Raw genomic sequence first — 19,361 nt, forward strand, 5'->3', positions numbered from 1 at the left:
CTGTGAGAGGACCACTTCATACCGGGGTTCTGCGTCTTTCCCTTGCACCACAACGGGTCCGGGCGTGTCCGCACCGGCCACCAGCACCGCTACCCGCCGCACTCACACCGTTACGCGGAAAGGCTCAGTTACCTTGCGACACGCCGGCACCGCGACATCCTGCGCCCATGCTTAGCTTGATGTTCAAGCGCGCCACGAGCGCGGAGAGGGGTTCGATGTAGGTAGATCATCTTGACCCTTGCTGAACGGGCGGGGCACTGCGATCCGCGGGCGATGCAGCGGCTGTTGCGTACGGCGGTGTGGGACGGCAGTACACAGGCACCGCCGGCCGGATCGAGAACAGCCAGGTCGGGGTGTTCCTGGCCTACGTGGCACCCGCGGGTCGGGCGCTGATCGACCGCAGGCTCTACCTGCCCGACCGCCTCACCGCCGCCGGCGTTTCGCACGACGTCGGGTTCGCTACGAAGCCTGCCCTGGCCTGGCAGATGATCGCCGCCGCCCTGGACGCCGGTGTCCCGGTCGGTTGGGTGACCGGCGACCAGGTCTACGGCGCCGACCCCGGCCTACGCGCCGACCTCGAACAGCGCCGCATCGGCTACGTCCTCGCGGTCGGCTGCGACCGACGCGTGCACGTCAACGACGGCCGCACCCTGATCCGCGTTGACGGGTCGCCGAGCGGATCCCCACCGCCGAGTGGCAGTTGCACACCCTCGTGACCGTGGCCGACTCCCGCTGGAGCATCGAGGAGCTGTTCCAGACCGGTGAGGGCCAGGTCGGCCTGGACCACTACCAGGTCCGCGGCTGGACCTGCTGGCACCGGTTCATCACCCTGGCCATGCTCGCCCTGGCTGCCCTGACCATCCCCGCCGCCACCCAGCAGCCTGACATCGACCCGGAGATCATTGCGTTGACCGTCGCCGAGATCCGCCGACTCCTCAACGCCCTCGTCCTCGCCGTGGCGCTACTGCCAGAGCACACTCTGCACTGGTCGGTCTGGCGACGAACATCCCAAGCCCGAGCCCGACGGTCCCACTACCGGCGCAGACTCGGTCACCAAGCCAGCCGAAAGATCAAGTCACTCAGGGCACCAGCTCGCTCGGCCCTGAACCAGCCGAGCTTGCGCATCGCTGGTTCCAGTCAGGGGACGAGATCCTCCGGGCGGATGCTGGCCCGCACCGGCTCGGTCAACTCCAGCACCTCGCCGGCCTTGGTCACCGACCGCTCGACGTAATGCCGGCCCTGGCGCTGGTACAGGTGCAAAGTGCCGTTCTCCTGCTCCACGAGCAGGTACCACTCGATGCCCGCCGCGGCGTAGTAGTGCATCTTGAGGACCTTGTCCGTAGCCGCGTTGCTCGGCGAGATGATCTCGCAGACCAGCCGCACGTCGCGTGCCTCGATGTTCAGTTCGTCGAAGTCGATCTCTTCGGTGATCACGAGGTCGGGGATGGGAATGCGACCAGGCTTCAGCCGAACGTTCACGGCCTCGAGCACGCGCAGCCCGGCCTGGCGGACCGGTGTGCGGAGCGCTGCCCGCAGCTCGCCGGAGATGTTCTGGTGCCGTGGGGTGGGCGCTGGGGTCACGTGGAGGCTCCCGTCGAAGAGTTCGACCCGCTGAGACGTCTCGCCGAGGGCCAGGTACTCCTCTTCCGTCCACGGTCCGTCGTGGTCGAACACCGCCGCGGTCATGGTCACCTCCACCTCGTGCCGGCGGGAATCCTCCCGTGGCAGCGACCACCATCGTCGCACCCGGCGTGCGTCGTGTGGTGGATGTCGGGGTGGTCGGAGGGCCCAGTTCAGGGGTAGTGACGGCGTTGTCGAGTCGTTACCCTGAGGTACGCTGACAGCCGCCCGGCTTGTAGCTTATTTTCGCCCTCAGTGATGTGTTGTAAGTTCTCTTCACTTCGTCACTGAGGGAGGCGGTCGTGGACAAGCCTGCACCGGCGCCGTCCGGCCAACCGGACGACCGCCAGAGCGTGCCGGAGCAGCGGGAGGGCGACGGTCCGTACCTGCGGGTGAGCGAACTGCGGGTGCGCTTCGACACCGAGGACGGCACGGTCCGCGCGGTCGACGGGGTCTCCTTCGCCGTCGAGCGGGGGCGCACCCTCGGCATCGTCGGCGAGTCCGGCTCGGGCAAGAGCGTCACCTCGCTGGCGATCCTCGGCCTGCACAACACCAAGCGCACGACCATCACCGGCGAGATCTCCGTCGGCGGCCGACAGCTCGTCGGCCTGCCCGAGGAGGAGGTACGCCGGCTGCGCGGCCGGGACATGGCGATGATCTTCCAGGACCCGCTGTCGGCGCTGCACCCGTACTACACGGTGGGCCGGCAGATCGCCGAGGCGTACCGGGTGCACCACCCGCGGGCCGGCCGGCGGGAGGCCCGGCAGCGGGCCGTGGACATGCTCGGCCGGGTCGGCATCCCGCAGCCGGCGAAGCGGTACGACCAGTACCCCCACGAGTTCTCCGGCGGCATGCGGCAGCGGGCGATGATCGCGATGGCCCTGGTCAACGACCCGGACCTGCTGATCGCCGACGAGCCGACCACCGCGCTGGACGTCACCGTGCAGGCGCAGATCCTGGACCTGCTCGCCGACCTGCAGAGCGAGTTCCACTCCGCGATCATCATGATCACCCACGACCTCGGCGTGGTCAGCCAGGTCGCCGACGAGGTGCTGGTGATGTACGGCGGCCGGGCCGTCGAGCACGGCAGCGTGGAGCAGGTGCTCCGGCGGCCGCAGCATCCGTACACCTGGGGTCTGCTCTCCAGCGTGCCGTCCCTGCACGGCGACGCCGACACGGACCTGGTGCCCATCACCGGCAACCCGCCCAGCCTGATCAACCTTCCGCCGGGGTGCGCGTTCCACCCCCGCTGCCGCTACGCCGACCGCAACGGCGACCGCTCGCGGACGGAGGTGCCGGTGCTGCGCCCGGCCGGCGAGGCGGGCCACCTGGTCGCCTGCCACCTGCCCGCCGAGGAGCGCACCCGGCTGTACCGGGAGGACGTCGCACACGTGGGGGTGGCCCGGTGAGCGCGAGGAATGCAGCGAAGCGGAGTCCCGCAGTCGCGAACGAAGGTGGGCTCCCGTGAGCGCGAGGAATGCAGCGAAGCGGAGTCCCGCAGTCGCGAACAAGGCGGGCTCCCGTGAGCGCGAGGAATGCAGCGAAGCGGAGTCCCGCAGTCGCGAACAAGGCGGGCGCAGTGAGCAGTGAGACCGAGCCGTTGCTGAAGGTCAGCGGGCTGACCAAGCACTTCCCGGTGCGCGACGGGTTCCGCACCAAGGGTGTGGTGCGCGCCGTCGACGGCCTGGACTTCGAGGTACGCCCCGGCGAGACGCTCGGCCTGGTCGGGGAGTCCGGCTGCGGCAAGACCACGACCGGCCGGATGCTGGTGCGGCTGCTGGAGCCGACCGCCGGGCGGATCGAGTTCGCCGGCCGCGACATCACCCACGCCGGGCGGCGCGAGCTGCGCCCGCTGCGGCAGGACCTGCAGATCATCTTCCAGGACCCGTACGCCTCGCTGAACCCCCGCCACACGGTGGGCCGGATCGTGGCGATGCCGTTGCAGGTCAACGGCATCGACCCGCCCGGCGGGGTGAAGAAGCGGGTGCAGGAGCTGCTGGAGCTGGTCGGCCTCAACCCCGAGCACTACAACCGCTACCCGCACGAGTTCTCCGGCGGGCAGCGGCAGCGCATCGGCATCGCCCGGGCGCTGGCGCTGCGGCCGAAGCTGATCGTCGCCGACGAGCCCGTCTCCGCCCTGGACGTCTCGATCCAGGCGCAGGTGATCAACCTGCTCCGCGACCTGCAGCGCGAGCTGGGGCTGGCGTTCGTCTTCATCGCCCACGACCTGGCCGTGGTGCGGCACTTCTGCCAGCGGGTCGCGGTGATGTACCTCGGCAAGATCGTGGAGATCGGCGACCGGGAGGACATCTACGAGCGGCCGCAGCACCCGTACACCCGGGCGCTGCTGTCGGCGATCCCGGACGTGACCGCGCTCGGCCCGGGCGGCCGGATCCGGCTCGCCGGCGACGTGCCGACCCCCCTGAACCCGCCGTCGGGCTGCCGGTTCCGCACCCGCTGCTGGAAGGCGCAGGACGTCTGCGCGAACGAGGAGCCGGCCCTGGAACCGCGCGTGACCGGCGGCCAGCACACCGCCTGCCACTTCCCGGAACTGGATGCGGTCGGCGTCGGCGCCGAGGAGGTGACGAGGTGAGCCTGTCCCCGATCGAGGGCGTGGCGCTGGCGGAGATCGAGTCCTCCGGCGACGGCGCCGACCCGAAGGCGAAGGGCTTCGTCGGGCGGTCGCCCGGCCAGCTCGCCTGGGCCCGGCTGCGCCGGGACCGGACGGCGATGATCAGCGCCGGCATGCTGGCGTTCTTCGTACTGGTGGCGCTGGCCGCCCCGTTGATCGAGGCGCTGTACGGCGTCGGCCCGCGGGAGCAGTTCCAGAACCGGCTTGACGGCTTCGGCATGCCGCTCGGCTACGCCGGGGGCGTCACGGGCGAGCACTGGTTCGGGCTGGAGCCGGGCCTGGGCCGGGACATCTTCATCCGGATGGTCCACGGCCTGCGCACGTCGCTGTTCATCGCGTTCACCGCCGCGGTGATCACCGCGGCCATCGGCATCGTGCTCGGCACCCTCGCCGGCTACCTGGGCGGCTGGCTCGACGCGGTGGTCAACTGGATCACCGACCTGACCCTGGCCATGCCGTTCCTGATCATCGCGCTGGCGATCACCCCGACCGTCGCGCTGCGCTTCTACGGCCAGCGGGAGGAGGTGCCGCCCGCGTTCCAGATCGGCGTGCTCATCGCCATCTTCGCGCTGTTCAACTGGACCAGCACGGCCCGGCTCGTACGCGGGCAGGTCATCGCGCTGCGGGAGCGGGAGTTCGTGGAGGCCGCCCGGGCCAGCGGCGCCGGGCTGGGGCACATGCTGTTCCGGCAGCTCCTGCCGAACATCTGGGCGCCGATCCTGGTGTCGTTCTCGCTGGCGGTGCCGCAGTTCATCACCAGCGAGGCGGCCCTGTCGTTCATCGGGGTCGGCCTCACCGACGCGACGCCCAGCTTCGGCCGGATGATCTACCGCAGCCTGGACTACCTCCAGACGGACCCGGCGTACGTCTTCTTCCCCGGCATCACGATCTTCGCGCTCGTGTTCGCCTTCAACCTCTTCGGCGACGCGCTGCGCGACGCGCTCGACCCGAAGTCGTCCCGGTAGGGGAGTACCCATGGCGCGGTTCCTGGTCAAGCGGCTGCTGTCCGCCACGCTCACCCTGTTCGCGGTCAGCGTCCTGAGCTTCCTGATGTTCTTCGCCCTGCCCCGCGATCCGGTCAGCGGCATGTGCCCGAAGAACTGCAACCCGGAGCGGCTGGAGCGGGTCCGCCAGGAGTTGGGCCTGCGCGACCCGCTGGTCACCCAGTACGCCGGCTACATGAAGGGCATCGTCACCGGCCGGGACCTGGGCAGCGCCCAGGGCGGTCGGTGCGACGCGCCCTGCCTGGGCTGGTCGTACGTGAGCAACGAGGCGGTCAGCGACACGATCGCCCGGGTGCTGCCGGTGACGCTGAGCATCGTCATCCCGGCGGCGATCCTGTGGCTGCTGCTCGGCGTCGGCCTGGGCATGGTCTCGGCGCTGCGCCGGGGCACGTGGCTGGACCGGCTGGCCATCGGCTTCTCGCTGACCGGGGCGTCGCTGCAGCTCTACTTCGTCGGCGCGGTGCTGCTGCTGGTGTTCGTCTACAACCTGCGGCTGCTGCCGGTGCCGAGCTACACCTCGCTGTTCGACAACCCGCTCAAGTGGGCGAGCGGCCTCGTGCTCGCGTGGGTCGCGCTGGCGTTCCTCTTCTCCGCCATCTACGCCCGGCTGTCGCGGGCGCAGATGCTGGAGACGCTGTCGGAGGACTTCGTCCGCACGGCGCGGGCCAAGGGCCTGAGCAAACCCAAGGTGTACGGCCGGCACGCGCTGCGCGCGGCGATCACCCCGGTGGTGACCATCGCCGGGCTGGACGTCGGCGGCGCGCTGGGCGGCACGGTGATCACCGAGACGACGTTCGGCATCCAGGGCCTGGGGCGTACGGCCGTGGACGCGGTGCGCGCCGGGGACCTGCCCACCATCATGGCCACCGTGCTCATCGCCGCGGTCTTCGTGGTGGTGGCGAACATCGTGGTGGACCTGCTGTACGCCGCGATCGACCCCCGGGTGCGGCTGCGCTGACCAGCCTGCGCCGGTGATGAAAGTTATCGCCAACTGTTACACAACTTGCAGGTTTTCTTCTTTACGATCCTCGGGACGTCGGCGTTTCCGCCCGGCGGCACCTGGGTGGAGGAGGTAAAAGATGCGACCACGCGTGGCGGCCGCCGCAGGCGGCGCGATCGCTCTGGTTGTGGCGTTGGGTGCGTGCTCGGAGAACACGGGCGAGGGCACCACGGTGGACACCAACCGGCAGGCGACGGGGGTGATCGCCACCGACCCGAAGGACTCGAAGGGGCCGGCGGCCGAGGTGGCCGGCGCGCAGAAGGGCGGCACCCTCACCATCATCCGGGAGACCCCGATCTCCCACCTGGACCCGCAGCGGACGTACTCGTTCGCCGGCCTGATGACCAGCCCGCTGTTCGCCCGCTACCTGACCACCTGGAAGGACGACGGCAAGGGCGGCCTGGTCCTCGTCGGCGACCTGGCCGAGACGCCGGGCACCAACGTCAACAACGACTGCAAGGTCTGGGAATTCAAGATCAAGGACGGGGTGAAGTTCGAGGACGGCAGCCCGATCACCGCCAAGGAGATCGCGTACGGCATCGCCCGGTCCTTCGACCCGGACCTCGCCGGCGGCCCGACCTACGTGCAGGAGTGGCTGGCCGACACCCCGCAGTTCGACACCAAGTGGGACTTCAAGAAGAACAAGGGCTCCCTGCCCCCGGGCCTGACCACCCCGGACGACAAGACCCTGCGCTTCGAGTTCGCCAAGCCCCGCTGTGACCTGCCGTTCGCGGTCTCGCTGCCGACCACCGCGCCGCTGAAGGCCGACAAGGACACCGGGGTCAACCTGGACCAGCACCCGTTCTCCTCCGGCCCGTACAAGGTCGCGAGGAACCAGGCCGGCGTGCAGCTCACCCTGGACCGCAACCCGCACTGGGACCCGAACACCGACGCGGTGCGCCACCAGTACCCGGACCAGATCGTGTGGAGCTTCGGCCCGACGGCCGACGCGGCGAACAACCGGGTGATCGCCGACAACGGCGCGGACCAGGCCGCGATCGCCTTCAACGCCGTGCCGGCGTCGCTTGTCGCCCGGGTGGCGCAGGACGCGGCGCTGAAGTCGCGGACGCTGCTGTCCCCGACCCCGAGCGCCAACCAGCTCCTCATCAACAACCAGCGGGTCACCGACCTGAAGATCCGGCAGGCGTTGAACTACGCCATCGACCGCGAGGGCCTGGTCAAGGCGCTCGGCGGCCAGACCGTGGCCCAGCCGCTGACCACCCTGATGCCGCCGGCCACCATCGGCTACCAGGCGTACGACGCGTACCCGGCCGGGGCGACCGGCAACATCGACAAGGCCAAGGAGCTGCTCGGCGGCCAGACCCCGGAGCTGGTCCTCGGCGTCGCGGACAACACGACCGAGCAGCAGATGGGCACCCAGCTCAAGGCCAACCTGGAGCGCGCCGGCTTCAAGATCACGGTCAGGAACATCCCGGACGACTCGAAGCTCGACGAGGTCAAGAAGAAGGACAACCCCTGGGACCTGTACATCGGCAACTGGGCGGCGGACTGGCCGAGCGGCGCGTCGATCCTGCCGGTGCTCTACGACGGCCGCACCATCAAGGCCGAGGGCAACAGCAACTCGTCGTACTTCAACGACCCGGCGATCAACGCCGAGTTCGACCGGATCCTCGCCCTGGAGCCGGCGAAGCAGGGGCCGGAGTGGGCCAAGCTCGACGAGCGGATCATGAAGGAGCACGCCCCGGTGGTGCCGCTCTTCGTCGACGTGGCCTACAACGTGCACGGGTCCAAGGTCGGCGGGATCTTCATCTCCAGCGTCTTCGGCTACCCGTCCTTCGTGAACGCGTACGTCAAGCAGTGACCGTTCCGCGGTGACGTCCGCGCCCTCGGGCGCGGGCCGGGCCCCCTCGCACAACGCGGTGCGAGGGGGTCTTGCCGTGTCAGGCGAGGTGCGTGCGCAGGAAGTCCAGCTCCAGCTTGAGCAGGCGCTCGGCGAGGCCGCCCGCCGCCATGTGGGTGGCGCCGGTCAGCGGGAGCACCGAGTGCGGCCGGCCGGCCACCAGCAGCGCCGCCGACAGCCGTAGCGTGTGCGCGGCCACCACGTTGTCGTCGACCAGCCCGTGCACCAGCAGCAACGGCCGGGCCGGCTCGCCCGACACGGGCGGCTCGGCGGCCAGCTCCACCAGCGAGTGGTGCGCGTAGACGTCCGCCCCCTCCTCCGGCATCCCGAGGTAGCGCTCGGTGTACGCCGTGTCGTACAACGCCCAGTCGGTGACCGGGGCGCCGACGATCCCGCACCGGAACAGCTCCGGGTGGCGCAGCACCGCCAGCCCGGCCAGCCAGCCACCGAACGACCAACCCCGGACGCCGACCCGGCCGAGGTCCAGGTCGGGATGCTTGCCGGCCAGGGCGGTCAGCGCGTCGATCTGGTCGAGCAGCACCACGTCGGCCACCCGCCGGTGCACCGCCTTCTCGAAGGACGGGGCGATCCCGGGGGTGCCCCGGTTGTCGACCGTCACCACCGCGAAGCCGTTCTCGGCCCACCACTGCCGCTCCAGCCACGCCGACCGGGCGGCCGTCACCTCCTGGTGCCCCGGCCCGCCGTACACGTCCAGCAGCACCGGCAGCCGGGTGCCCTTGACGTGGTGGGTCGGGTAGAGCACCGCGCTGGGCAGCCGCCGGTCGGTGACCCGCACCATCAGCGGCCGGGGCGCGTACGGCGGGGCCGCCGCGAACGAGCGGAGCTGCGCCACCTCCCGGTCGCCCCGCCACACCGACCAGGTCGTGCCCGCCTGGTCCAGCGAGGCGGTGCCGACCACGAGCGTGTCGCCGCCCACCGCCGCGGTGTGCCAGCCCGGGGTGCCGCTCATCCGCCGGGCGTCCACGCCTGCGCCGATCAGCGTCCGCACGCGGTACAGGTGCCGCTGGCTCGGCTCGCCCTCGCTCGCCTCCACCAGCAGGTCCGCCGGGCCGCCGCCGGCGGGCAGCCGGCCCACCACCCGGCGCACGTACAGCGAGGGCGGGGTGAGCAGGGTGCCGTCGGCGAACAGGCACCGGGCGTCGTACCCGTCGTGGGCCAGCTCGCCGCCGACCAGCACCCGACCGTCCGGCAGGTGCGCCGGGGTGCCGGGGATCGGCTCCACCCAGCGCGGGTCGGCCAGCTCGGCGTGCACCTGCGTCTCGCCGGTGCGCGGGTCCACCGCGAGCACCAGGCCGTGCTGCTGGGACCGGCGCAGCACGGTGATCAGCGGGTTGCCGTCGGCCCAGTCGACCGAGGTCAGGTACGGGTAGGTCTCCCGGTCCCAGTGCACGTCGACCCAGCCGCCGTCGAGGTCGAGCAGGTGCAGGCTCACCTCCGCGTTCGGCCCGCCGGCCACGGGGTACGCGACGGTGGCCGGCGGGCTCGCCGGGTCCGCCGGGTCGTGCAGGTGCCAGCGCGGCAGCCGGGACTCGTCGACCCGGGCGGCCAGCACCGAGCGCCCGTCCGGGGCCCACCAGTAGCCCCGGTACCGGTGGAACTCCTCGGCCGCGATGTGCTCGGGCAGGCCCCAGGTCACCCCGCCGTCCTCGCCGGCCAGCATGGTGTCGGTCCCGTCGGGCGCCACCACCCGCAGCTCGCCCCGGCGCACCCCGTCGGCCGCGTCCGTGACGTACGCGAGCCGTTCGCCGGTCGGGTCGGGCCGCGGGTCGAGCACCGGCCCGACGGCCGCCACCTCGACCACGTCGCCGTGCACCAGGTCGGCCCGGAACAGCCGCCCGGCCAGCGCGAAGACGGCGACCCGCCCGGCCGCGTCGAGGGCGTACGAGCCGATGCCGGCGGCGCTGAGGCGCAGCCGTTCGCGCAGCGCCCGCTCGCCGGGGGAGAGCGCGGCCGGGTCGGCGTCGGCGCCGAGCAGGGCGCGGGGCTCCGCGACGAGCCGCTCCTCGCCGGTGGCCGTGTCGAGCAGCCAGAGCGCGTCGGCGGGATCCTCGGGGCCGGCCGAGCGCAGGAACGTCACCCGCGAGCCGTCGTCGGCCACGGAGACGGCGCGCGGCGCCCCGTGGCTGAACCGGTGGGTACGGGCGGCCAGCTCCGGAAAGTCCACACGTCGGATCGTAGAGCGGCGCCGGGGATGATGTGGCCGACCTGTGGGGACGCGTCGGGGACGGTGGGGGGTGAACCGCCGGTTAGAGTGACCGTCGTGACGACGCTGCCCGACCGCCGCCTCCTGCTGGTCCATGCGCACCCCGACGACGAGTCCATCGGCACCGGCGCGACGATGGCGCACTACGCCGCCCTCGGCGCCCACGTCACGCTGGTGACCTGCACCCTCGGCGAGGAGGGCGAGATCCATGTGCCGGAGCTGGCCCAGCTGGTCGCCGCCGAGGCCGACCAGCTCGGCGGGTACCGGATCGGCGAGCTGGCCGCGGCCTGCGCCGCGCTCGGCGTGACCGACCACCGGTTCCTCGGCGGGGCGGGCCGCTACCGCGACTCGGGGATGATGGGGCTCGCCACCAACGAGCACCCCCGGGCCTTCTGGCAGGCGGACCTCGACGAGGCCGCCGGGTACCTGCTGGAGATCCTGCGGGAGGTACGCCCGCAGGTGCTCGTCACCTACGACCCCAACGGCTTCTACGGCCACCCCGACCACATCCAGGCGCACCGGGTGGCGATGCGGGCGGTCGAGCTGGCCGCCGTCGAGGGGATCGCCCCGGCCAAGGTCTACTGGACAGCGATGCCGCGCAGCGTCCTGGAGGCCGGCCTGACGCACTTCGCCGAGTCGTCGGACAACCCCTTCGCCGGCATCGAGAACGCCGACGAGCTGCCGTTCGGCACTCCGGACCCGGAGATCGCCGCCCGGATCGACGCCACCGACCGGCACGCCGCGAAGGAGGCGGCGATGCGGGCGCACGCCACTCAGATCCCGGCCGCCTCGTGGCTCTACTCGATCGCCGGGAACTTCGGCGCCGAGTTCATGGGGGTGGAGTACTTCACCCTGGCGGTGGGGGAGAAGGGGCCGGGCGTCGGCCCGTACGGCTGGGAGGAGGACCTCTTCGCCGGGCTCGTCCTCGACGGCGATCCCGGTCGTACCCCGGTCGCGGCGGCCGGCGTCCGGTGACCCTGCCCGCCGCGCCGATGTCGGTCGTCCCACCGGAAGCCCCCCCGCCCGCGCCGCGCGGATCCCGGCCGCTGCTGGACGTGGCCCTGCGGGCCTCCGGCGGGGTGGTGGCCGTGGTCGCCGCGGTGGCCACCGGCCTGCTGGAGCTGATCCTGTCCACCGTCCGGGTGGCCGGCCACCTGATCGGCGTGTCGGTGGCGGTGGCCGTGCTCGCCAACGTCGCGCTGGCCTGGTTCGCCCACGCGGCGGTCGGCCGCCGGTGGGCGGTGGCGCTGCCCGCGACGCCGTGGTTCGTGCTGATGGGCGCGGCGGCCGTGCGGACCCACGAAGGGGACCTGCTGCTCTCCGGGGAGAACTGGGTCGGCCTGGCGATGATCGTCGCCGGGGCCATGACGTTCGCGGTGATGGGCTTCCGGCAGGTGCTCGCCCCGCCGCCGGTTCGCCGCGACGGGTGATGACGCCGCTCGGCTCGCAGTGGTAGACATTCGTGCCAGGAGCGCCCGTCGTGGGGCGGGCGGTGCGGCGGGAGGCGTGCGATGAAGGGTCGGTGGCGGGCGGTCGGCGTGCTCGCGGGTTCGCTGTTCGCGGTCAACGTGGTCGCCCGGGTGGTCATCAAGCTCGGCTTCGACGGCAACGACAGCGCCGCCGACCGGGTCACGTGGGGCATGTTCCTCGCGATCGGGGCGATCCTCGCCGTTACCGCGTTCCGCTGGGGGCAGGACCACCCGGTCTCCCGCTGGGCCGGTGACACGGCCGCCGCTGTGGGGATCGCGCTGCTGCTCACGATCCTCGTCGGGCCGTTGCTGGTCGGGGCGAACCCGTTCGGCAACGGGGCGGGCACGTTCTTCCTCCAGGTCTGGCTGTACCTGGCGGCCGCCGCGGCCGGCATCCTGGTCGGCTTCCTCACCCTGACCACGCTCGGTCGCGACCACCGCTCCGTGCAGCTCCAGCGCTACGCGGAGTTCAAGACGTCCAGGCCCCGCCGCCCCGTCCGTCGCTGACGGCCCGCCGGCCTCAGGGCTGCACCCTCGTCACGTACGTGTGGTGGGTGGTGAAGCCCAGCGACCGGTAGAGCGCCACGGCGGCGGTGTTGCGCTGCTCGACCTGGAGGAAGGCGTGGGTCGCCCCCAGCGCGGCGCCCCAGTCGGTCAGGGCACGCAGCACCCGGGTGGCCAGGCCCTGCCTGCGGGCGTGCGGCAGCACCTCGATCAGGGTCAGGCCGAGCCAGCGTCCCGCGCCGGTGACGCTGCCGCGGCCGACGGCGAGCAGCTCGCCGTCGGCGTACACCTGCGCGAAGCGGAGCTGGTCCACGGCGGTGAGCACGTGCCGGGCGGCGTCGGGCAGGCCGCCCTTGCGGCCGGCCGCGACCGCGAGCCAGTCGTCCGACGGCGCGGCGGCCAGCTCGACCGGCGGCAGGCCGGCGCGTTCCGGCGGGGCGGGCGGCAGCGCGGCGAGCGCGATGGTCTGCACCAGCACGGGCGGCCGGCCGGACCAGCCGCGTGCGTCCAGTTCGGCGCCGACCGGCGCGGCGAGCGGCAGCGGCGTGTTCACCATGGCGGGCTGCCCGCGCTCGGCGTACCAGCGCTCGACGGCGTCCAGCGCGGCGGGCAGCGGCCGGTCCGGGTCGCCGACGGGCAGCACGGAGTTCGCCCGGCCCGTCCAGCCGTCGGCCGCGCGCAGCAGCCAGTCGCCGAGCCGGTCCCGGACGGGGGCGGGCCACGCCTCGTCGGCGGCGAGCTCCAGTGCCACCACCGCGGACGCCGTCGGCCGCCGGGCCGCCGGCACCCGCTTGGCCCGGTGCACCTCCCCGACCGGCACCCGCAGCCGACCCTGCTCGGTCACCAGTGTGATGTGGGTCTCATTCAGCTCGACCAGTTCGCCCAGGGCGTCGGTGAAGAGCGGCCGGCCTTCGTGAATCCCCACAATCCGCCGGACCACGATCCGATGTCCCACATCCTGCTGTCGGAGCACGATCGACCCCCTCCCCGGCGAGATACTAGGCTCTTACCGGTCGCGGGTGATCGCGACGTGTCTTGCGGAGGAGAAGACCGGTGACATACATCATCGCCGAGCCCTGCGTGGATGTGCTCGACAAGGCATGCATCGAGGAATGCCCGGTCGACTGCATCTACGAGGGAAACCGGATGCTCTACATCCACCCCGACGAGTGCGTCGACTGCGGTGCCTGTGAGCCGGTCTGCCCGGTCGAGGCGATCTTCTACGAGGACGACGTCCCGGAGCAGTGGAAGGACTACACCGGGGCCAACTACGAGTTCTTCGAGGACCTGGGCTCGCCCGGCGGCGCGTCGAAGCTCGGCAAGGTGGAGAAGGACGCGACGTTCGTCGCGGCCCAGCCGCCGCGCGGAGAGGGCCACTGAACCGGCCCGCGCCGGTCTCGTCGCGGCTGCCCGAGTTCACCTGGGACACCCTGGACGCCGCGGCCGCTGTGGCCGCGGCGCACCCGGACGGTCTGATCAACCTCTCGATCGGCACGCCCGTCGATCCGGTGCCCCCGGTGATCCGGCAGGCGCTGGCGGCGGCGTCCGACGCTCCCGGCTACCCGCTGACCGCCGGCACGCCCGCCCTGCGGGACGCCATCGCGGCCTGGGTCGCCCGGGCCTGCGGCACGGGCGTCGACGGCCTCGGCGTGCTGCCCACCATCGGCTCCAAGGAGCTGGTGGCCTGGCTGCCCACCCTGCTCGGCCTCGGCCCCGGTGACGTCGTCGTGGTGCCGTCGGTCTGCTACCCGACCTACGAGGACGGGGCGCGGCTCGCCGGCGCCACCACCGTACGCACCGACTCGCTGACCGCGCTCGGCCCCGATCCCCGGGTCCGGCTCGTGTGGGTGAACTCGCCCGGCAACCCGACCGGGCGGGTGCTGCCGGTCAACCACCTGCGCAAGGTGGTCGACTGGGCCCGGGAGCGGGGCGCCGTGGTGGCCAGCGACGAGTGCTACCTGCCGCTGGGCTGGTCGGCCGAGGCCCGGCCGGTCTCGGTGCTCGCCCCCGAGGTCTGCGGCGGGTCGTACGACGGCGTGCTGGCGGTGCACTCGCTGTCCAAGCGGTCCAACCTGGCCGGCTACCGGGCCGGCTTCGTCGCGGGCGACCCGGCCCTGGTCGCCGAGCTGCTGAAGGTGCGCAAGCACGCCGGCATGATCGTCCCCGCCCCGGTGCAGGCGGCGATGATCGCCGCGCTCGCCGACGAGGGGCACGCGGACGCGCAGCGGGAACGCTACCGGGCCCGGCGGGAGCGGCTGCTGGCCGCGTTCACCGGGGCCGGCTTCACGCTGGAGCACTCCGAGGCCGGGCTCTACCTGTGGCTGACCCGGGGCGAGGACTGCTGGCGTACGGTCGACTGGTTGGCCCGCCGGGGCATCCTGGTCGCCGCCGGCGCCCTCTACGGCCCGGGCGGCGCCCAGCACGTCCGGGTGGCGCTGACCGCGTCCGACGCGCACGTCGCGGCGGTCCCCGGGCGGCTCGCCCAACCCTGACCCGACCCTGCTGTCCGCCTTCCGGGTGCCCCGGCCGCGCCGGCCGGGGCACCCGAGGCGTCAGGCGTTGATCCGCTCGAAGACCGCGAGCAGGGTGTCCCGGCTGCGCTTCTCCAGCAGCTCGCTGGAGTACAGCTCCTGGAGGGCCACCGTCCGCCCGCCGTGCAGGGTCAGCTCCGCCTTCAGCGGCACCTGCCGCTTGACCGTCACCGAGGTCACCTCCTCGTACGGCAGGAACGCGTGCCGGCTCGCCAGCTCGGCCACGGGCACCGACTCGACCAGGGCGCGCAGCCGCTTCTCGCCCTGGCTCGCCTTGCCCGGGTCGGCGACCAGCGGCAGCCCCCGGTCCAGGATCAGCAGGTCGTGTTCGGTCCCGTCCACCTTGATGTTGGCGAGCGCGCCGATCAGGTCGGCGTCCCGCCCGGAGACCCGCCGCTGCACCACCGTCGCGCCGGCCGGGTCCACGCCCAGCTCGGCGAGGCGGGTCAGCGCCTCGTCCAGGGTCCGGGGGTCGACCGCCAGCTTGGCGATCTCGGCGAGATCCCACGGCTCGCCGTCCGGGCCGACCAGACGGGCCGGGCCGGACCAGGACAGCTGCCAGTGCGCCCGCCCGGAGCGCACCGCGGCGTTGTCCAGCAGCGACTCCATCGGCCCGGCGAACCGGGCCGCCGCCTCCTCGCGGGTGGCGCCGTCGAAGAACTGCTCGGCGAACTCGCCCAGCCGGTCGGCCCGGACCAGGTCCAGCACCGTGGGCAGGCCGGGCTCGGCGGCGCCGGTGAACCGGCCGGCGGCCCGGTAGACGGTGTCGGCCTGGCGCTGCACCCCGGCCGCGACCGCCGCTGCGATGAACTCGGGCCAGGGCAGGAGCTGGCGGCCCTCGTGCGCCACCACGATCGACTGCAACGACCGTCCCGCCGCGTCGATGTCGGCCAGCAGGCCCGCCGCCGGCCGGTCGTCGGTCGCTGCCGCCCCCGGCCATCGCGGCCACCCGTACGCCGATCGGCGGGTGGGTGTCCCAGCGGGACGGCTCGTCGTCCGGCGCGTTCTCCCGCAACTGGGCGATCTCGTCCCGGCGGGCGGCGAGCAGCCGCGCGAAGCCACCGAACAGGTCGTCCGGGGCCAGCCCGGCCGACCAGCCCGGCTCGACGTACCGGCGCATGTAGAACGACCAGGCGGCGCCGAGCGCCGGCAGGGTGCGCAGCGCGGACGTCGCGGCATCCCGGCCGGCCAGCGCCACCGAGGCCCGGTCGGCCTCCAGCTCCTGGCGGCGCGACGCGGCGTTGTCCACCAGCAGGTAGAGCTTCGCGTAGCCGCGGAAGACCAGCCCGACCGGGTTGCGCCGGCCGATCCGTCCGATGGTCTCGCCGATCGCCAGCCGGCCCCGGTACGCCACCCCGCCGAGCCGGGTGTGCCGGCCCGAGTAGTGGCCCAGCTCGTGCGCCAGCACGGAGCGGAGCTGGTCGACCCGCATCGCCTGGAGCAGCGGCAGGCCGACGTACATGGTCCGCCGGCCGCCGATCAGGCCGAGCAGGCGGCTCTGCTCGGCGACGGCGGCGTTCACTCGGGCACCAGCCGGATCTCGTCCGGGGCGCGGGTGCCGACCGCGGCGGCCAGTTCGCGGACCGTGGCCCAGAGCTGCGGCGCCTCGCGCTCGTCGAGGATCAGGCCGGGTGCGGGCTCGCTCCTGGTGCGCATGGCCTTCCACAGCCCCACCAGTACGGCGCCGAGCGCGACCAGCAGCGGGATGATCAACTTCGCGGTGACCAGCCCGCTGGCCCACTGGTGGATCCAGAAGCCGAAGGCGACGACGCCGGCGAGCTGGAGCAGCGCGACGACGTAGAAGCCGATGAGCATGAGCACCGAGGCGAGCGCCCGGTACGTCGCGGCCATGGGTTCTTCCCCTCCCCCGTCAGGCCCACCGACGTGGTGGGCGGCGCAGGGACCGTACGGGGTGGACCTTGCGCCCGACAACCCCCTTCCGGGTCGTGGCGCCCGGGATCCCCGGCGGCGCCGGGGTGCCCACCGCCGGCACCGGGCGACCAGGCGATATCCTCGGTGCCCGGGTCGGGGCGAACCCGACATGTGTCGACCGAGACCCCGAGGTACGCCGATGGTGGACAGGCCGGGCCGCGCCCCGCGGGTCGCGGTGGTGGGCACCGGGCTCATCGGCGGCTCGGTGCTGCTGCGCCTGCACGAGCACGGGACGGACGTCGTCGGCTGGGACCCGGACGAGGCCACCCGCGTCGAGGGGCGGGCCCGGGGCGTGAACTTCCCCGAGGAACTGGCCGACGCCGTCCGCGACCGGGACGTGGTGTTCCTCTGCGGTCCGCTGTCGACCCTGCCGGAGACGCTGCGCACCGTGACCCGGCACACCCGGCCCGGGTGCGTGGTCACCGACGTGGGCAGCACGAAGGGCGCGGTCGCCGGCCACGCGGCGGCGTACGGGCTGACCGACCGGTTCGTCCCCGGGCACCCGATGGCCGGCACCGAGCGGGCCGGGCTGACCGCCGCCGTCCCCACCCTCTTCGACGGGGCGGCATGGGTGCTCTGCCCCTCGGCGGCGGGGATGGCGGGGTTCCGTACGCTCGCCGCCCTCGTCATCGACGTCTTCGCCGCGCGCATCGTGCCGATGTCGGCGGACGTGCACGACGCGGCGGCGGCGCTCGCCTCGCACATCCCGCACCTGCTGGCGGGCAGCCTGGCCGGCGCGGTGGCCGGCACCGAGCTGCGGGACGCCGTGCTGGGGCTGGCCGCCGGCAGCTTCCGCGACGGCACCCGGGTCGCCGGCACCCCGGCCAGGCGGACGGCGGACATGCTGCTGAACAACCGCGAGCAGGTCCTCGCGCAGTTGGGCCGGGTGACCGCGTTCCTCGACGAGCTCGCCGCCGCGCTGCGGGCCGGCGACGCGGACGCCCTCGTGGCGCACTACCAGCGGGCCCGCGGGCTGCGGCTGGCCCTGCTCGGCCGGACGACGCGCCCCGCCGCGCGGAGCTTCGCGCTCGGCGCCGAGGCCGACGACGAGCTGGAGTACCTGCTGTCCCTCGGCTCGGCCGGCGGCTACCTGACGGCGTGCCGGGTGGCGGACGGCGAGGTCGCCTACACCGGGCACGTCCCGGAGCCGGACGCGGCCGGCGCCGCCGGGCACGTCCCCGTCGGCCCCGAGGCGTGAGACGGGAATCCTTCCACACCCGAGGCGTCAATAAGGGGCCGTTCCTTCGTTAGGGTGAGGGCATGGTGGACGGACCGGTCGTGACCGTACGCGGCGAGGCGCATCGGGAGGTGCCCCCCGAGCTGGCCCGGTTCATGGTGACCGCGACCGCCCGGGACCGGGACCGGGAGACGACCCTGACCCGGCTCGCCGAGCGGGCCGCCGCGGTGCGGGTGCTGCTCGACTCCGCCGAGCCGGCCGTGGAGCGCCGGGAGACCGGCGACCTGCGGGTGTGGCCGCAGACGCGGCGCTCCGGCGAGCGGGTGGTGGCCTGGCACGGCAGCGTCGCCACGACCGTGACCCTGAGCGACTTCACCGCGCTGGGCGAGCTGATGCTGCGGCTGGCCGACCAGGACCAGGTCGAGGTCGCCGGCCCCTGGTGGGCGCTGCGCCCGGACAGCCCGGCGTACCGGGAGGCGCGGCACGCCGCGATCGCCGACGCGCTGGTCCGTGCCCGGGAGTACGCGGAGGCGCTGGGCGCCCGGGTCACGGGCCTGCTGGAGCTGGCCGACACCGCGCTGGGCGGCCCGCAGCCGATGCTGGCCCGCGCCGCGTACGGCGGCGGGATGCAGGCCGGCGGGCCGCCGGAGCTGGAGCTCGACCCCCGCCCGCAGACCGTGCAGGCGGCGGTGGAGGCCCGCTTCTCGATCACCGCCCCGGTCCTCAGCTGATGCCCGCCGCCCGGGTGCTGCCCGTCGAGGAACTGGTGGCCCGCGCCCGGGCCCTCGCCACGGCCGGCCCCCGACAACTGCTCGGCATCGCCGGCGCCCCGGGAGCCGGCAAGTCCACCCTGGCCGAGCGCGTCGTCGCCGCGGTGGGGCCGGCCGCGCGGCTGGTGCCGATGGACGGGTTCCACCTGGCCCAGGCGGAGCTGCGCCGCCTCGGCAGGGACGCTCGCAAGGGCGCGGTGGACACCTTCGACGTCGTCGGGTACGTCTCGCTGCTGCGCCGGTTGCATTACCCGGAGCCGACCTCGGTGTGGGCGCCCGAGTTCCGCCGGGACATCGAGGAGCCCGTCGCCGGGGCGATCGAGGTGCCGCCGGAGGTCCGGCTGGTGGTGACCGAGGGCAACTACCTGCTCCTGGCGGAGTATCCCTGGGACGAGGTGCGGGCCCTGCTGCACGAGGCGTGGTTCCTCGACCTGGACGACGACCTGCGGCGGCGCCGGCTGACGGCCCGGCACGAGGCGTACGGGCGGTCGCCCGAGCAGGCGCGGGCCTGGGCGCTGGGCAGCGACGAGGCCAACGCCACCCTGGTGGCCGGCACGGCCGACCGCGCCGACCTGGTGGTCCGGCTGGCCGAGCCCCCGCCGGCCTGACGGGCCGGGGGACCGCCGCCCGGCCCCGC

18 protein-coding genes and 2 pseudogenes are annotated in these 19,361 nt (G+C 73.3%); 14 read left to right on the plus strand and 6 right to left on the minus strand.

Features of this window, described 5'->3' with window-relative positions:
* Positions 1 to 296 precede the first annotated feature (296 nt).
* Positions 297 to 862 (plus strand): annotated as a pseudogene (locus ABGB16_RS27120) (transposase); the annotation flags it as partial.
* Between the two features lie 275 nt (positions 863 to 1,137).
* Here ABGB16_RS27120 and ABGB16_RS27125 read toward each other — a convergent pair.
* Positions 1,138 to 1,686, minus strand: a complete 549-nt coding sequence (locus ABGB16_RS27125; protein WP_347670919.1) for a Uma2 family endonuclease — start codon at positions 1,684 to 1,686, stop codon at positions 1,138 to 1,140.
* A 287-nt stretch (positions 1,687 to 1,973) separates the two neighbouring features.
* Here ABGB16_RS27125 and ABGB16_RS27130 point away from each other — a divergent pair, with 287 nt between their 5' ends.
* From ABGB16_RS27130 to ABGB16_RS27150, 5 genes are all read left to right on the plus strand, one after another.
* Positions 1,974 to 3,029: an ABC transporter ATP-binding protein gene (locus tag ABGB16_RS27130; RefSeq protein ID WP_347670945.1), complete on the plus strand. Its 1,056-nt coding sequence runs from the start codon at positions 1,974 to 1,976 to the stop codon at positions 3,027 to 3,029.
* Positions 3,030 to 3,199: 170 nt separating this feature from the next.
* The gene (locus ABGB16_RS27135; protein WP_347670920.1) at positions 3,200 to 4,213 is read left to right on the plus strand and encodes a dipeptide ABC transporter ATP-binding protein; all 1,014 of its coding nucleotides are present in this window, start codon (positions 3,200 to 3,202) and stop codon (positions 4,211 to 4,213) included.
* The gene (locus tag ABGB16_RS27140; protein ID WP_347670921.1) at positions 4,210 to 5,217 is read left to right on the plus strand and encodes an ABC transporter permease; all 1,008 of its coding nucleotides are present in this window, start codon (positions 4,210 to 4,212) and stop codon (positions 5,215 to 5,217) included. The genes ABGB16_RS27135 and ABGB16_RS27140 overlap by 4 nt, the downstream gene beginning before the upstream one ends.
* Positions 5,218 to 5,227: 10 nt before the next feature.
* A complete protein-coding gene (locus ABGB16_RS27145) occupies positions 5,228 to 6,214 on the plus strand; it encodes an ABC transporter permease (protein WP_347670922.1) in 987 nt (328 codons plus the stop codon).
* A 121-nt stretch (positions 6,215 to 6,335) separates the two neighbouring features.
* Positions 6,336 to 8,078: an ABC transporter substrate-binding protein gene (locus ABGB16_RS27150; RefSeq protein WP_347670923.1), complete on the plus strand. Its 1,743-nt coding sequence runs from the start codon at positions 6,336 to 6,338 to the stop codon at positions 8,076 to 8,078.
* 79 nt (positions 8,079 to 8,157) lie between these two features.
* On the opposite strand, the gene ABGB16_RS27155 is transcribed toward ABGB16_RS27150, so the two are convergent.
* On the minus strand, positions 8,158 to 10,302 hold the full coding sequence (locus tag ABGB16_RS27155; RefSeq protein WP_347670924.1) for a prolyl oligopeptidase family serine peptidase: 2,145 nt from the start codon (positions 10,300 to 10,302) through the stop codon (positions 8,158 to 8,160).
* Positions 10,303 to 10,389: 87 nt separating this feature from the next.
* Between ABGB16_RS27155 and mshB the strand changes: the two genes are divergently transcribed.
* The 3 genes from mshB (at position 10,390) to ABGB16_RS27170 (ending at position 12,317) form a co-directional block, all read left to right on the plus strand.
* The gene (gene mshB, locus ABGB16_RS27160) at positions 10,390 to 11,316 is read left to right on the plus strand and encodes an N-acetyl-1-D-myo-inositol-2-amino-2-deoxy-alpha-D-glucopyranoside deacetylase (protein WP_347670925.1); all 927 of its coding nucleotides are present in this window, start codon (positions 10,390 to 10,392) and stop codon (positions 11,314 to 11,316) included.
* Between the two features lie 17 nt (positions 11,317 to 11,333).
* A complete protein-coding gene (locus ABGB16_RS27165; protein ID WP_347670946.1) occupies positions 11,334 to 11,771 on the plus strand; it encodes a hypothetical protein in 438 nt (145 codons plus the stop codon).
* Between the two features lie 81 nt (positions 11,772 to 11,852).
* On the plus strand, positions 11,853 to 12,317 hold the full coding sequence (locus tag ABGB16_RS27170; protein WP_347670926.1) for a hypothetical protein: 465 nt from the start codon (positions 11,853 to 11,855) through the stop codon (positions 12,315 to 12,317).
* Positions 12,318 to 12,330: 13 nt separating this feature from the next.
* Here ABGB16_RS27170 and ABGB16_RS27175 read toward each other — a convergent pair whose 3' ends face one another.
* The gene (locus tag ABGB16_RS27175) at positions 12,331 to 13,287 is read right to left on the minus strand and encodes a GNAT family N-acetyltransferase (protein ID WP_347670927.1); all 957 of its coding nucleotides are present in this window, start codon (positions 13,285 to 13,287) and stop codon (positions 12,331 to 12,333) included.
* An 80-nt stretch (positions 13,288 to 13,367) separates the two neighbouring features.
* Here ABGB16_RS27175 and fdxA point away from each other — a divergent pair, with 80 nt between their 5' ends.
* On the plus strand, positions 13,368 to 13,694 hold the full coding sequence (fdxA, locus tag ABGB16_RS27180) for a ferredoxin (RefSeq protein WP_347670928.1): 327 nt from the start codon (positions 13,368 to 13,370) through the stop codon (positions 13,692 to 13,694).
* Entirely contained in the window at positions 13,691 to 14,806 is a 1,116-nt protein-coding gene (gene dapC, locus ABGB16_RS27185) for a succinyldiaminopimelate transaminase (RefSeq protein WP_347670947.1), read from the plus strand. Before fdxA ends, dapC begins: the two co-directional genes overlap by 4 nt.
* Positions 14,807 to 14,866: 60 nt before the next feature.
* On the opposite strand, the gene ABGB16_RS27190 is transcribed toward dapC, so the two are convergent.
* From ABGB16_RS27190 to ABGB16_RS27200, 3 genes and pseudogenes are all read right to left on the minus strand, one after another.
* The gene (locus ABGB16_RS27190; protein WP_347670929.1) at positions 14,867 to 15,709 is read right to left on the minus strand and encodes a hypothetical protein; all 843 of its coding nucleotides are present in this window, start codon (positions 15,707 to 15,709) and stop codon (positions 14,867 to 14,869) included.
* Positions 15,710 to 15,842: 133 nt separating this feature from the next.
* A pseudogene (locus ABGB16_RS27195) lies at positions 15,843 to 16,307 on the minus strand (M48 family metallopeptidase); the annotation flags it as partial.
* A 56-nt stretch (positions 16,308 to 16,363) separates the two neighbouring features.
* The gene (locus ABGB16_RS27200; RefSeq protein ID WP_347670930.1) at positions 16,364 to 16,696 is read right to left on the minus strand and encodes a hypothetical protein; all 333 of its coding nucleotides are present in this window, start codon (positions 16,694 to 16,696) and stop codon (positions 16,364 to 16,366) included.
* Positions 16,697 to 16,916: 220 nt separating this feature from the next.
* Here ABGB16_RS27200 and ABGB16_RS27205 point away from each other — a divergent pair, with 220 nt between their 5' ends.
* From ABGB16_RS27205 to ABGB16_RS27215, 3 genes are all read left to right on the plus strand, one after another.
* Positions 16,917 to 17,975 (plus strand): prephenate dehydrogenase/arogenate dehydrogenase family protein, encoded by a 1,059-nt coding sequence (locus ABGB16_RS27205; RefSeq protein ID WP_347670931.1) that lies wholly within the window; start codon positions 16,917 to 16,919, stop codon positions 17,973 to 17,975.
* A gap of 62 nt (positions 17,976 to 18,037) precedes the next feature.
* The gene (locus ABGB16_RS27210) at positions 18,038 to 18,685 is read left to right on the plus strand and encodes an SIMPL domain-containing protein (protein ID WP_347670932.1); all 648 of its coding nucleotides are present in this window, start codon (positions 18,038 to 18,040) and stop codon (positions 18,683 to 18,685) included.
* On the plus strand, positions 18,685 to 19,332 hold the full coding sequence (locus tag ABGB16_RS27215; protein WP_347670933.1) for a nucleoside/nucleotide kinase family protein: 648 nt from the start codon (positions 18,685 to 18,687) through the stop codon (positions 19,330 to 19,332). Before ABGB16_RS27210 ends, ABGB16_RS27215 begins: the two co-directional genes overlap by 1 nt.
* Positions 19,333 to 19,361: the final 29 nt, after the last annotated feature.

The organism is Micromonospora sp. B11E3 (assembly GCF_039871625.1).
Classification (GTDB): Bacteria; Actinomycetota; Actinomycetes; order Mycobacteriales; family Micromonosporaceae; genus Micromonospora.

What these genes read in the sequence shown, in the direction of transcription:
- ABGB16_RS27150 (WP_347670923.1), top strand. Translation starts at nt 6,336, where the DNA reads ATGCGACCACGCGTGGCGGCCGCCGCAGGCGGCGCGATCGCTCTGGTT.
- ABGB16_RS27165 (WP_347670946.1), top strand. Translation starts at nt 11,334, where the DNA reads ATGTCGGTCGTCCCACCGGAAGCCCCCCCGCCCGCGCCGCGCGGATCC.
- ABGB16_RS27170 (WP_347670926.1), top strand. Translation starts at nt 11,853, where the DNA reads ATGAAGGGTCGGTGGCGGGCGGTCGGCGTGCTCGCGGGTTCGCTGTTC.
- ABGB16_RS27215 (WP_347670933.1), top strand. Translation starts at nt 18,685, where the DNA reads ATGCCCGCCGCCCGGGTGCTGCCCGTCGAGGAACTGGTGGCCCGCGCC.
- ABGB16_RS27125 (WP_347670919.1), bottom strand. Translation starts at nt 1,686, where the DNA reads ATGACCGCGGCGGTGTTCGACCACGACGGACCGTGGACGGAAGAGGAG.
- ABGB16_RS27205 (WP_347670931.1), top strand. Translation starts at nt 16,917, where the DNA reads ATGGTGGACAGGCCGGGCCGCGCCCCGCGGGTCGCGGTGGTGGGCACC.
- ABGB16_RS27210 (WP_347670932.1), top strand. Translation starts at nt 18,038, where the DNA reads ATGGTGGACGGACCGGTCGTGACCGTACGCGGCGAGGCGCATCGGGAG.
- ABGB16_RS27200 (WP_347670930.1), bottom strand. Translation starts at nt 16,696, where the DNA reads ATGGCCGCGACGTACCGGGCGCTCGCCTCGGTGCTCATGCTCATCGGC.
- ABGB16_RS27145 (WP_347670922.1), top strand. Translation starts at nt 5,228, where the DNA reads ATGGCGCGGTTCCTGGTCAAGCGGCTGCTGTCCGCCACGCTCACCCTG.